Below are 12,499 nucleotides of genomic sequence, written 5' to 3' on the forward strand. Positions count from 1 at the left end.
TTCCGCTACCTTTTATGCACTTCGGAACAAGGAGAGCTGCATGTTCGAATCCGCCGAGATTGGTCATTCCATCGACAAGGAAACCTACGAGAAGGAAGTCGCGGTGCTGCGCGAAGCACTGCTCGAGGCACAGTACGAGCTCAAGCAGCAGGCACGCTTCCCGGTGATCATCCTGATCAACGGCATCGAGGGCGCCGGCAAGGGCGAGACGGTGAAGTTGCTCAACGAGTGGATGGACCCGCGCCTGATCCGCGTGGAAAGTTTCCTCCTGCCCAGCGACGAGGAGCTCTCGCGGCCCCCGCAGTGGCGCTTCTGGCGTCGCCTGCCGCCCAAGGGTCGGACCGGCATCTTCTTCGGCAACTGGTACAGCCAGATGTTGTATGCGCGCGTCACCGGCGAGATCAAGGACAGCCAGCTCGATGGCCTGATCAATGACGCCGAGCGCTTCGAACGGATGTACTCCGATGAAGGCGCGTTGATCTTCAAGTTCTGGTTCCACCTCTCCAAGAAGCAGCTCAAGGAGCGCCTCAAGGCACTGGAGAACGACCCCACCCGCAGCTGGCAACTGAGCGAGATCGACTGGAAACAGAGCGAGGTCTACGACAAGTTCGTGCGCTACGGCGAGCGTGTGCTGCGCCGCACCAGCCGCGACTATGCCCCCTGGTACGTGGTGGAGGGCGCCGATGAGCGTTACCGCAGCCTGACGGTCGGCCGCACCATTCTCGAAAGCCTGCAGGCCGCGCTCAAGCGCAAGGACCGCCCGACCCCGCAACCGCATGCCGCCCCGCTGGTTTCCAGCCTGGACAACAAGGGGCTGCTGGATGCGCTGGACCTGAGCCTGAAGCTGGACAAGGACCAGTACAAGGAACAGTTGGCCAAGGAGCAGGCACGCCTGGCGACACTGATGCGCGACAAGCGCTTCCGCAGCCACTCGCTGATCGCCGTGTTCGAAGGCAACGACGCCGCCGGCAAGGGTGGTGCCATTCGCCGCGTGACCGATGCACTGGACCCGCGCCAGTACCGCATCGTGCCGATCGCCGCGCCCACCGAGGAAGAGCGCGCGCAGCCCTACCTGTGGCGTTTCTGGCGGCACATTCCGGGGCGCCGGCAGTTCACCATCTTTGACCGCTCCTGGTACGGCCGTGTGCTGGTGGAGCGGGTCGAGGGCTTCGCCAGTGACGCCGATTGGTTGCGCGCCTATGCAGAAATCAATGATTTCGAGGAGCAGTTGGCGAACTACGGCATCGTGCTGGTGAAGTTCTGGCTGTCCATCGACCAGGAGACCCAGCTGGAGCGCTTCAAGGAGCGTGAGTCGATTCCGTTCAAACGCTTCAAGATCACCGAGGAAGACTGGCGCAACCGTGACAAGTGGGACCAGTACGTGGATGCGGTGGGGGATATGGTCGACCGTACCAGCACCGAGATCGCGCCGTGGACGCTGATCGAGGCCAACGACAAGCGTTATGCGCGGGTGAAGGTGCTCAAGACCATCAATGATGCGCTGGAGGCGGCTTACGGAAGCGCGAAGAAGGGCAAGAAGGACTGACGTCTCGTGTAGGAGCGAGCTTGCTCGCGAATGCGGCCTTCAAGGCCTGCTCCGGCGCTTGCCCTTGTGTAGGAGCGGGCTTTGTCCGCGATGTGTCTGCCTAGCTTTGAGGTTTTCAGCGCCGCTTCAGCGTGCGCTGAGACTTCTCGTTTCGCCCCCTCGGGCGACCCACTTTGGCAAACGCCCCAAAGTGGGCAAAGGTCTTGCCCCGGACATCCGGTTTTTCGCTTGGGGCGAAAAATACCCTCGCTGAAGCGAAGTTTCAGGGGCACGCCACGACGGGCCATCCCTGGCCCATCGTGGCTCTCGCGGCATCCATGCCGCTCAACCCCTGAAACTCCGCTTCAACGAGGCCTCCTGAACGGTGCGGTTCGGAGTGCTCGTATGTTTTTCTGGAAATCTTTAAGAGCCGGAGCCGGATCGAGGGATTGAGGGCTTTCGTAGGAGCGAGCTTGCTCGCGAACTGACTCCGCAGGGGGCTCTGTTCGCGAGCAAGCTCGCTCCTACAAGGTGTTTTTCTGCGACGGCTTCGGCGCGCCAATCAGCCGCCCCATGGCCCCGGCAATCCCCATCTCCCGCAGCACCTGCAACTCGCCCTCGGTCTCGACCATCTCGGCGATCAGCGGCAGGTCGATGCTGTTCGACGCGCGGTACATGGCCTCGATGAACAGGCGCTTGTCGTTGTCCTGGTCGATGGCGCGGATGTAGCTGCCGTCGATCTTCAGGTAGGCAAGACCGAGGCGGGTCAGGTTGCCGATCAGGCTGAAGCGCCCGCCGAAGTGCTGCAGGCCGAGCTTGGCGCCGACCTCCTGGACCGACTGGGCGAGTTTTTCCAGCTCGGCCGGTGGCGGCAGGTAGCGTTCGTCCACTTCCAGCGTCATCAGCTGCGCTTCCTGCGGGTGGGCACGCAGGATTTCGAAGAGCTGGCGCAGGGGCTCGGCGCTGCGCACGGTTTCCGCCGAGAGCGACAGGGCCAGTGGCGCCGGTTGCTGGGCGAGGTGGGCGAGGGCGTGTTCGAGCATGGCCAGGTCGAAGCGCGCCGACCAGCCGAAGCGCTCGATCCAGGGCAGGAATTGCCCGGCGGCCACGGCCTCGCCCTTGGGATCGAGCAGCCGCGCGAGGACTTTCTGGTGCAGCAGCTCGCCATTCTCGGCGCAGGCGCGCACGGGCTGGAACCACAGCTGCAGCTTGCCCTTCTGCAGGGCGTCGTCGAGCCAGTCGCGCCAGGCGCGGGAGTCCTGTGCGGGCTGGCTGCCGGAGCTGTCCAGGCGTTGCCAGGTGCGGTCCGGGGTGGCCTGGGCCTGGGCCAGCGCCTGGTCGGCGCGCGACAGCACGCCGGCGGCGGGTTCGCCCGGGCGGAAGGCCGCCAGGCCCAGGTGCGCCACCGGCTTACAGTCGCTGGCGCCGGTGCCGCGGAGGTTTTCCAGGGCGGCGCTGAGTTCGTCCGCCAGGTGCTCGGCACTGGCGCTGTCGACGCCGGGGGCGAGCAGGGTGAACTCGCCACCGCGGCTGCGCGCGGCCAGCCAGTCCGGGGTGCCGTACTGCTCGCGTTCGCGTTCCAGCAGTTCGGCCACGTCGCGAATCAGCGCGTCGGTGCGCTGGCCACCCAGGCGCTGGTTGAGCCCGGCCAGATCATTCAGGCGCAGCAGCAGCAGGTAGCCGGCGGCGTTCTGTTCGCTGGGCGAGAGTTGCGCGTCCAGCCGCGCGTCGAACAGGCGGCGGTTGGCCAGGCCGGAAAGGCTGTCCTGGTAGGCCTCCTCGCGCAGTTTCTCGCTGCGCGTGGCTTCCTCGGCGAACAGCGCCTTGAGCTTGTCGACCATCTGGTTCATCGCCTGTACCACGCGCCGCAGCTCCGGGGTGCGCGGTTCCTTGGGCAGGGTGAGGAATTCGCGGCGAGTGATGGCGTGGGCCTGCTGCACCATCTGGTCCAGCGGTTTGAGTTGGGTGCGCAGCAGCCAGCCGCCGAGGATCGCGCTGACCAGCCCGCAGGCCAGCAGCCAGGCGAGGCTGCCCAGCGCGCCGTCCCACAGCTTGGCCAGGGCGAACTGCGGGTGACTGACGACCTCGACCCGTGCGGCCTGTTCCCAGCCGCGCATGATCAGCGCGTCGCCGCCCTGGGCCTTGAGGTTGACCAGCTTGGCGAACCAGGCCGGCACCTGCTGGTTCTGCGTGTCGCTGTCGCGCTCGACGATGACCTTGCCCTCGGGAATGCTCACCACGCGAATCGTTGCGAAGTAGCCGGAGTCGAAGATCGAGCTGACCATCAGCTCGATCATCGCCGGGTCGTCCACGTGCGGTGTCAGCGACAGGCCCAGCGCGGTAGCGGCGTCCTGGGCGTGCGAGCGCAACTGGCCGATCAACTGCTCGCGGGAGCTTTCCAGGCTGGCGGCGAAGCTGCCGGCGAAGGCCACCACGAGGAACAGGCAGATCGCCAGGAACAGTTGCTTGAGCAATGACATGCCGGGGTTCTCCTATCGCGTCTCGTCGAGGTCCAGGCCCTCGGCGCGCATCTTGGTCAACAGGTCCTGCCAGCGCGACAGCTTCTTGCTGTCGCCGGTGCGCTTGCCGCCGCCGGGGCCAGGCAGCCACAGCCCCTCGGCGTTGAAGGCGTAGACGGGCAGGAGGTCCTTGCGCTGGGAGGCGGGCTTGATCTGCGGGATCAGGTTGTCCAGCACCAGCGGTTCGGCGGTGGGGGAGGCGTAGTAGGTGAGCACCATGTGCGCCTGGTTCTGTTGCAGCGCCTTGACGTAGGTGATGCGCAGCTTGTCGCTGGCGACGCCGAGACGGCGCAGGGTGACGAACTTGGCGATGGAGTAGTCCTCGCAGTCGCCGGCGCCCTTGTAGAGGGCTTCCACCGGCGTCGCCCAGTAGTCCTCCTGGTGCCATACGGTACGGTCGTCGGTGAACACCAGCGCGCCATTGAAGAAGGCGTTGACGGCCTTGAGCTTGGCCATCTCGTCGAGATTCTCGCTGTCGTCGATCAGCCGGCCCCAGGACTCGATGCGGGTCTTGCCGGCGCCAAGGTCGCTGTAGCGCTGCTCGGCATTCTTCAGGATGGTGTCGAAGTTCCAGGCGGCGCCGGCAGTCAGCGTGAGAAGCGCGAGCAGCAGTGCGCCGGCCCGCAGACGCAGCGGGCTGGCGAACAGCCAGAGGGCTCCTCGGGGTGGCTGCATCGCCAGCGCTCCATGTGGGATGTGTGGAGTCTAGGCGGTCCCGGAAAACTTGCGCTGGCGCATCGCCATGGAGCGCAAAGCCGCGCGATACGGGCGCTGCCGGCGAAACTGACAGGATTGTCATTTAAGGGTCAGCGTTCGGTCCCGGGCGTTGGCTTATAACCTCAGGATGCGGCCGCCATGGCCGAACCAGACGCAGGAGAGCGGCATGCAGGGGCAACGGCGGGTTTGGCTGGCGGCGGGATTGCTGGGGGTGGTGGCACTGGGCGCCGGGTTGTGGAGCCTAGCTGCACGGCAGGCTGCCCCCCAGGCGGCGGCCCAGCCAGCCGGTGTGCCGGTGACCCTGGCGCGCGTTGCCCGCGAGGACCTGACTCAGAATCTCGATGGCGTCGGCACCGTGACCTCGCTCGCCAGTGTGCTGGTGCGCCCGCAAGTGGAGGGCCAGCTCACCGCTTTGCTGGTGGAGGAGGGCCAGATGGTCAAGCAGGGCGAGCTGCTGGCGACCATCGACGACCGCGCAATCAAGGCTGCGCTGGAGCAGGCTGAGGCGACCAAGCAGAGCAACCAGGCGCAGCTGCGCATCGTCGAGCAGGACCTGGCGCGCTACCAGACGCTGATCCAGCGCGGCTCGATTTCCCGGCAGACCGTGGAGCAGAGTGAGGCAGAGGCCGCCCGCCTGCGCGCCACCCTGCGCGGCAACGACGCCACCATCGATGCCGAACGCGTGCGTCTGTCCTACACCCGTATCACCTCGCCGGTTGCCGGCCGTGTCGGCATCCGCAATGTCGACGTCGGCAACCTGCTGCGCACCAATGACAGCAATGGCCTGTTCACTGTCACGCAGATGTCGCCGATCTCGGTGGTCTTCGCCCTGCCGCAGGAAAGCCTGCCGCAGTTGCAGCCGCTGTTGAGCGGCGACTCCCCGGTAGTGGCGCGCAGCCGCGATGGCGGCCAGTTGCTCGGTGAGGGCCATCTGCGCAGCATCGATAATCAGGTAGCTGCCAGCACCGGGACCATCCGCGTTCGCGCGGTTTTCGACAACAAGGACGGCCAGCTCTGGCCGGGACAGTTCGTTGCTATCGACCTGCAGTCCGGCGTGCTGCGCAACGGTCTGGTGCTGGACAGCCGTGCCGTGCGCCGTGGCCTGGACGGTGCCTTCGTGTTCCGCATCGAGGATGGCAAGGCGCAGAAGGTGCCGGTGCGCATCGTCCAGGAAGTGGATGGCCGCACGCTGGTCGAAGGCCTGGCGGCAGACGATGAAGTGGTGCTCGATGGCCACTCGCGGCTGACCCCTGGCGCCCGCGTGGAGGTGCAGGGCGATGTGCAGGCCCTGGCCCGCCGGAGCGAGCCGTGATGGTGCGCGCCGGCATGTCAGGCTGGTGCGTGCGCCATCCCATCGCCACCTGCCTGCTGACCATCGCTTCGCTGCTGCTCGGCCTGCTGGCGTTCTTCCGCCTGGGTGTGGCGCCGTTGCCACAGGTGGATTTCCCCACCATCCAGGTGCAGGCGCTGTTGCCCGGCGGCAGCCCGGAGACCATGGCATCGTCGGTGGCCACGCCGCTGGAAGTGCAGTTCAGCGCCATCCCCGGTATCACCCAGATGCTTTCCACCAGCGCGCTGGGCTCGACCACCCTGACCCTGCAGTTCGACCTGGACAAGAACATCGACGTCGCCGCCCAGGAGGTCACCGCCGCGATCAACGCCGCTGCTGGCCGCCTGCCGGCGGACATGCCGAACCTGCCGACCTGGCGCAAGATCAACCCGGCGGACAGCCCGATCATGATCGTCCGGGTGAACTCCGAGCTGATGCCGCTGATCGAGCTGAGCGACCTGGCCGAAGTGCTGCTGTCGCGCCAGTTGAGCCAGATCGCCGGAGTGGGGCAGATCTTCGTGGTCGGCCAGCAGCGCCCGGCGATCCGTATCCAGGCACAGCCGGAGAAGCTTGCCGCGTACCGCCTGACCCTGGCCGACCTGCGCCAGTCGCTGCAATCGGCGAGCATCAACCTGGCCAAGGGCGCGCTGTTCGGCGACGGTCGCGTGTCCACCCTGGCGGCCAACGACCAGTTGTTCAGCCCCGCGGAATACGGTGACCTGGTTGTCGCCTACCGTGCCGGCGCACCGGTGTTCCTGCGCGACCTGGCGAAGGTGGTGAAGGCGCCGGAAGACGACTATGTGCAGGCCTGGCCGGACGGCAGGCCGGGCGTTGCGCTGGTGATCCTGCGCCAGCCCGGCGCGAACATCGTCGAGACCTCCGATGCCATCCAGGCCGAGCTGCCGCGCCTGCGCGAGATGCTGCCGGCGGGCGTCGAGGTGGAAGTGCTCAACGACCGCACCCGCACCATCCGTGCCTCGCTGCACGAAGTTGAGCTGACCCTGCTGCTGACCATGGGCCTGGTGGTGCTGGTGATGGGGCTGTTCCTGCGCCAGCTTTCGGCGACCCTGATCGTTGCCACGGTGCTCGCGGTATCGCTCAGCGCCAGCTTTGCGGCGATGTACCTGCTTGGCTTCACGCTGAACAACCTGACGCTGGTGGCGCTGATCATCGCGGTGGGCTTCATCGTCGATGATGCCATCGTCGTGGTGGAAAACATCCACCGCCACCTGGAGCAGGGCAAGGACCGGGTCGAGGCGGCGCTGGCAGGCGCCTCGGAGATCAGCTTCACGGTGGTCTCGATCAGCTTCTCGCTGATCGCTGCGTTCATTCCCCTGCTGTTCATGGGCGGCATCGTCGGCCGGCTGTTCCGTGAGTTCGCCGTCAGCGTCACGGCGGCCATCCTGATCTCGGTGCTGGCCTCGCTGACCGTGGCGCCGATGCTCGCCTCGCGCTTCATGGGCAAGCCCCATGCTCATAAAGAAGGGCATGGACATGATGACGGCGGTATCGCCGGCTGGCTGCTGGCGCGCTACGCGAAGGGACTGGACTGGTCGCTGCATCACCAGCGCACCGTGCTCGCCGGCTTCGTGGTCTGCGTGGCCATCGCGGTGGCCGGCTATGTGGGCATTCCCAAGGGCTTTTTCCCCTCCCAGGACACCGCCTTCGTCTTCGGCACCACCCAGGCTGCCGAGGACATCTCCTATGCCGACATGGCCGAGAAGCACAAGCAACTGGCGGATATCGTCGCCGCCGACCCGGCGGTGCAGAGCTACAACCACGCCATCGGCATCACCGGCGGTAGCCAGAGCCTGTCCAACGGGCGCTTCTGGATCGTGCTCAAGGACCGCGGCGACCGCGACGTGTCGGTGGACGAGTTCATCGACCGTATCCGCCCCAAGCTGGCCAAGGTGCCGGGCATCGTTCTCTACCTGCGCTCGGCCCAGGACATCAACCTCGCCACCGGGCCGGTGCGTACCCAGTACCAGTACGCCCTGCGCAGCAATGACAGCGCCGCGCTGGCGTTGTGGGCGGACCGCCTGACCCAGCGGCTGAAGGCGGAAGGCGGCCTGCAGGACGTGTCCAACGACCTGCAGATGGGCGCCAGCGTCACCTCGTTGCAGATCGACCGGGTGGCGGCGGCGCGCTTCGGGCTGTCTGCCGAGGACATCAGCCAGACGCTCTATGACGCCTTCGGCCAGCGCCAGGTGGGTGAGTTCCAGACCGAGGTCAACCAGTACAAGGTCATCCTCGAACTGGATTCCCGGCAGCGCGGACGCGCCGACAGCCTGGCGTGGTTCCACCTGCGCTCGCCGCTGACCGGCGAGATGGTCCCGCTGGCGGCGGTGGCGCGGATTGCGCCGGACACGTCCGGGCCGCTGCAGATCAACCACAACGGCATGTTCCCGGCGGTGACGCTGTCCTTCAACCTGTCGCCGGGCGTGGCCCTGGGCGATGCGGTGGGGCTGGTGCAGCGCGCGCAGCAGGAAATCGGCATGCCGTCAAGCATCAGCGGCGAATTCCAGGGCGCGGCGGCAGCCTTCCAGAGTTCGCTGGCCAGCCAGCCGCTGCTGATCCTCGCGGCGCTGTTCGCGGTCTACGTGATCCTCGGTGTGCTCTACGAGAGCTTCGTGCACCCGCTGACGATTCTTTCCACCTTGCCTTCGGCGGGCATCGGCGCGGTATTCCTGCTCTGGGGCTGGGGCCTGGAGTTCTCGGTGATGGCGCTGATCGGCCTGGTGCTGCTGATCGGCATCGTCAAGAAGAACGGCATCCTGATGGTCGACTTCGCCCTGGCCGCGCAACGCCAGCGCGGGCTGTCGCCTTACGATGCGATCCGCGAGGCGTGCCTGGCGCGCTTCCGGCCGATCATGATGACCACGCTGGCCGCGCTGCTTGGCGCCATTCCGCTGATGATCGGCTTCGGTACCGGCTCGGAACTGCGCCAGCCGCTGGGCGTGGCGGTGGTGGGCGGGCTGATCTTCAGCCAGGCGCTGACCCTGTTCAGTACGCCGGTGGTGTACCTGGCGCTGGACCGGGTCTTCCACCGCCCGCAGCCTGCGCCGGTGATTGCCGGAGGTGCGGCATGAAGCGCGGCTGGGTAGCATGGCTGGACGCTGCGAACGGAGGGCAGGCATGCGCGTACTGATTGTCGAAGACGAGAGCAAGACCGCCGATTACCTGCAGCGCGGCCTGAGCGAGCAGGGCTTCACCGTGGACGTCGCGGCCAACGGTATCGACGGTCGGCACCTGGCGCTCAATGGCGAATACGACGTCATCGTGCTCGATGTGATGCTTCCCGGTATCGACGGCTACGGCGTGCTGCGTGCACTGCGCGAGCAGCGGCAGACGCCGGTGATCATGCTCACCGCCCGCGAGCGCGTGGAGGACCGCGTGCGCGGCCTGCGCGAGGGCGCTGACGACTACCTGATCAAACCGTTCTCCTTCCTCGAACTGGTGGCACGCCTGCAAGCGCTGACCCGCCGTGGCGCGCACCTGGAAAGTGCCACGCAGATGCGCATCGCCGATCTGGCCATCGACCTGGTCAGCCGCCGCGTGCAGCGCGGCGGCACGCGCCTGGAGCTGACCGCCAAGGAGTATTCGCTGCTCTGCGTGCTGGCCCAGCGCAGTGGCGAAATCCTTTCCAAGACCGCTATTGCCGAGCTGGTCTGGGACATCAATTTCGACACCGATACCAATGTCGTCGAGGTCGCCATCAAGCGCCTGCGCGCCAAGCTCGACGGGCCGTTCGACACCAAGCTGCTGCACACCATCCGTGGCATGGGCTACGTGCTGGAAAGCCGCGCCGCCCAGGAGCGTGAAGTGTGAAGGGGCTGTCGCTGTCGACGCGCCTGGCCGGCATGTTCGCCGTTGCCGCGCTGGGCATCTTCCTGCTCATCGGCTCGGCGCTCTACTGCGTACTGGACGGGCAGATCGAGCGCCTGCAACGCTCGGAGCTGGACACCCGCTTCAACATGGTCGCGCGCATGCTCGACAAGCCCGACCTCGCCGAGCGCTGGCCGCACATGCAGCTCAAGCTCAATACCCTGAGCCAGGAGTACCAGCTGATCCGCTTCTGGATCGACAGCGACGACTCGCGTTTCCGCTACGGCCAACCCAACGATGCGGTGCGACGGATGCTCGGCAGCGGTAACGGCTATGCCGAGCTGGAGCTGCCCGAACACGACTCGCCACTCAGCGCCCGCGTCGGCGTGCTGCCGGCCAGCGGCTCGCGGCCGGCGCTGGTGCTGCTGGCGGCGATCGACAGCGTGGCGTTCCAGCACGCCCGCCACGCCATCCTGACTACCCTGTTCGTGCTGTCGGCGCTGGGTATCGCGCTGGCGACGTTGTGTGGGCACTGGATCGCCAGGGTCGGCTTGCGGCCGGTGCACGAGCTCTCCGCCGAGGCGCGGCAGATCAGCCCAAGGCAGTTGTCCCAGCGACTGCGCCTGGAAGGCTTGCCGGCCGAGCTGTCGGCGCTGGCCGGCGCCTTCAACGAAGCACTGGACCGGCTGGAACAGGCTTATCTGCGCCTGGAGTCGTTCAACGCCGACGTCGCCCACGAGCTGCGCACACCGCTGGCCAATCTGATCGGCCAGAGCCAGGTGGCGCTGTCCCGCGAGCGCAGCGCGCAGGATTACGAGGAAGTCCTGCAATCCAACCTGGAAGAGCTGGAGCGCCTGCGCGCCATCGTCAACGACATGCTGTTCCTCGCCCGTGTCGATCAGGGCGGTCTGGCGGCCGAGCGTGTGGAAACGTCACTGGCGGCCGAAGTGGCGACGACTCTGGACTTCCTCGAAGTGATTTTCGACGAGCAGGACGTACAGGTGAACCTGCGCGGCGATGCGCGCGCCTGCGTCGAGCGCGCACTGTTCCAGCGCGCGGTGACCAACCTGCTGTACAACGCCGCCCAGCACACTGCGCCGGGCGGGCGCATCGAGGTACGCCTGAGCGGCGAGCGTGGCGCCGCGCTGGTGGAAGTCAGCAATCCCGGCGAACCGATTACCGCCGAGCAACGCGCACGGCTGTTCGAGCGCTTCTATCGCGCCGACATGGCCCGCGCCAACAGCCAGAGCAACCATGGGCTGGGGCTGTCCATCGTCAAGGCGGTGGCGAGCATGCACGGCGGCTCGGTGTTCGTGCGCAGCGAGGGCGGGGTGAATACCTTCGGCTTTACCGTGGATGCGGTAGGGCCGGTGCTGGCAGCGCCAGAGCTGGAAGAGGGCGGTCGGGTGCCGCAGCTGACGCCGCGATCAGTCTAGGCGGCGAGTCTTGGTACGGATCAGATAGATCGTCACCAGCGTCGCACTGGTCAGCATGAACGCCCAGGCCCAAGGCCGCTGCACGATGAATCCTGAAATCAGGATGCTGCACCACATCAGGCTGATGGCGTAGACCTTGCCCTTGAGTGGAATGCCTTCGCCGTCGAGGTAGTCGCGGATCCACGGGCCGAGTTTCGGGTGGCTCACCAGCCAGTCATAGAAGCGCTGCGAGCTGCGCATGAAGCAGGCGGCGGCAAGCAGCAGGAAGGGCGTGGTGGGCAGCACAGGGAGGAATATGCCGATCACGCCCAGCGCGACGCTGAGCCAGCCGACACCGAGCAGGCAGTAGCGAACCCAGGCGTGGCGGCTCTGGCGGATTTCTCGTGGCATCGACGTACGCGAAGCGAATCCGGAGCCGCGTTGCGCGGCTCCGGCAGTGGATCAGTGGGTGCGCGGCTTGAGCAGGGCCGGTTTCTCTTCCGGGGCCTGGCACAGCAGGAACAGGTTGGTCAGCAGTTCGGGAATCTGCGCGACCATGTCGTCCACCAGCCCGCGGTCGCTGGCGATCTCGTCGAACTCGGGTTGTTCGTCGAACAGGCCGGAACCAACCATGATCGGCAGCAGCAGTTCGCTGACTTCTTCCTCGGCCTGCTCGAACCAGATGGCCTCGCGCAGGAATACCCCTTCCATGAAGCCGATGCACCAGCCGCGGATGTCGGAGTCGTCCGGCTCGTCGCCCAGGTAGGGTTCGCAGGGCAGCTCCAGCTCTTCGTCACCGGCCATCTGGCGGATGATGTGCGCCTTGAGCTGGACCAGGGTCGATTCGATCTCGCTGCGCTCTTCCTCGCTGCGGTAGTGCGGCGGCTCGGCGAACAGGGCGTCGATCCACTCGCGCTCCGGCACTTCCTCCGGGCAGATCGCCAGGGCGGTCAGGTAGCCGTGTGCCGCCACGTAGTCCAAGGCTTCCTCGTGCAGGTCATCGGCATCGAGAAAGGCTTGCAGGCGGGACAATTGGTCGGCGAAGGACATCGGGTACTACCTCGGAGGTGATCGGTCCCGAATTGTAGTCTTTCCGCCGCCCCGCGGCAAAAGCCAAATGCCCGTGCAACCCGCGCCGACGCAGGGCTCCGACACATGGCTCGGACGC

Annotated in this window: 9 protein-coding genes; 5 read left to right on the forward strand and 4 right to left on the reverse strand. The window is 66.5% G+C overall.

The annotated features are described in order from the left end of the window. Window positions 1-40: 40 nt before the first annotated feature. Entirely contained in the window at window positions 41-1,546 is a 1,506-nt protein-coding gene (gene pap / locus N5C91_RS04180) for a polyphosphate:AMP phosphotransferase (RefSeq protein ID WP_236201714.1), read from the forward strand. 503 nt (window positions 1,547-2,049) lie between these two features. Here the strand turns inward: pap and lapD are convergent. Then, window positions 2,050-4,005: a cyclic di-GMP receptor LapD gene (lapD, locus tag N5C91_RS04185; protein WP_279828070.1), complete on the reverse strand. Its 1,956-nt coding sequence runs from the start codon at window positions 4,003-4,005 to the stop codon at window positions 2,050-2,052. 12 nt (window positions 4,006-4,017) lie between these two features. Continuing rightward, on the reverse strand, window positions 4,018-4,719 hold the full coding sequence (gene lapG, locus N5C91_RS04190) for a cysteine protease LapG (protein ID WP_236171489.1): 702 nt from the start codon (window positions 4,717-4,719) through the stop codon (window positions 4,018-4,020). Window positions 4,720-4,927: 208 nt separating this feature from the next. Between lapG and N5C91_RS04195 the strand changes: the two genes are divergently transcribed. Genes N5C91_RS04195 through N5C91_RS04210 form a run of 4 tightly spaced genes read left to right on the forward strand, consistent with a single transcriptional unit; the run spans window position 4,928 to window position 11,352 of the window. Further along, window positions 4,928-6,073, forward strand: coding sequence for an efflux RND transporter periplasmic adaptor subunit (locus N5C91_RS04195; RefSeq protein ID WP_236171488.1), 1,146 nt, complete (start codon window positions 4,928-4,930; stop codon window positions 6,071-6,073). After that, window positions 6,070-9,180 (forward strand): multidrug efflux RND transporter permease subunit, encoded by a 3,111-nt coding sequence (locus tag N5C91_RS04200; protein ID WP_236201717.1) that lies wholly within the window; start codon window positions 6,070-6,072, stop codon window positions 9,178-9,180. The genes N5C91_RS04195 and N5C91_RS04200 overlap by 4 nt, the downstream gene beginning before the upstream one ends. Window positions 9,181-9,226: 46 nt before the next feature. Continuing rightward, window positions 9,227-9,919: a heavy metal response regulator transcription factor gene (locus N5C91_RS04205; protein ID WP_236201718.1), complete on the forward strand. Its 693-nt coding sequence runs from the start codon at window positions 9,227-9,229 to the stop codon at window positions 9,917-9,919. Continuing rightward, the gene (locus N5C91_RS04210) at window positions 9,916-11,352 is read left to right on the forward strand and encodes a heavy metal sensor histidine kinase (protein WP_236201719.1); all 1,437 of its coding nucleotides are present in this window, start codon (window positions 9,916-9,918) and stop codon (window positions 11,350-11,352) included. The genes N5C91_RS04205 and N5C91_RS04210 overlap by 4 nt, the downstream gene beginning before the upstream one ends. Here the strand turns inward: N5C91_RS04210 and N5C91_RS04215 are convergent. Together N5C91_RS04215 and N5C91_RS04220 are read right to left on the reverse strand one after the other, a co-directional pair. Continuing rightward, window positions 11,344-11,742 (reverse strand): YbaN family protein, encoded by a 399-nt coding sequence (locus tag N5C91_RS04215; protein WP_279828071.1) that lies wholly within the window; start codon window positions 11,740-11,742, stop codon window positions 11,344-11,346. The genes N5C91_RS04210 and N5C91_RS04215 overlap by 9 nt on opposite strands. Window positions 11,743-11,793: 51 nt before the next feature. Next, window positions 11,794-12,381, reverse strand: a complete 588-nt coding sequence (locus tag N5C91_RS04220) for a YecA family protein (protein WP_045212487.1) — start codon at window positions 12,379-12,381, stop codon at window positions 11,794-11,796. Between the last annotated feature and the right edge of the window lie 118 nt (window positions 12,382-12,499).

The organism is Pseudomonas sp. GD03903, from assembly GCF_029840045.1.
GTDB classification, from domain to species: Bacteria; Pseudomonadota; Gammaproteobacteria; order Pseudomonadales; family Pseudomonadaceae; genus Pseudomonas; species Pseudomonas pseudonitroreducens.

Excerpts from the sequence above, each read along its gene's own strand:
- lapD (WP_279828070.1), bottom strand. The coding sequence starts at position 4,005 with ATGTCATTGCTCAAGCAACTGTTCCTGGCGATCTGCCTGTTCCTCGTG.
- N5C91_RS04195 (WP_236171488.1), top strand. The coding sequence starts at position 4,928 with ATGCAGGGGCAACGGCGGGTTTGGCTGGCGGCGGGATTGCTGGGGGTG.
- lapG (WP_236171489.1), bottom strand. The coding sequence starts at position 4,719 with ATGCAGCCACCCCGAGGAGCCCTCTGGCTGTTCGCCAGCCCGCTGCGT.
- N5C91_RS04205 (WP_236201718.1), top strand. The coding sequence starts at position 9,227 with ATGCGCGTACTGATTGTCGAAGACGAGAGCAAGACCGCCGATTACCTG.
- pap (WP_236201714.1), top strand. The coding sequence starts at position 41 with ATGTTCGAATCCGCCGAGATTGGTCATTCCATCGACAAGGAAACCTAC.
- N5C91_RS04220 (WP_045212487.1), bottom strand. The coding sequence starts at position 12,381 with ATGTCCTTCGCCGACCAATTGTCCCGCCTGCAAGCCTTTCTCGATGCC.
- N5C91_RS04215 (WP_279828071.1), bottom strand. The coding sequence starts at position 11,742 with ATGCCACGAGAAATCCGCCAGAGCCGCCACGCCTGGGTTCGCTACTGC.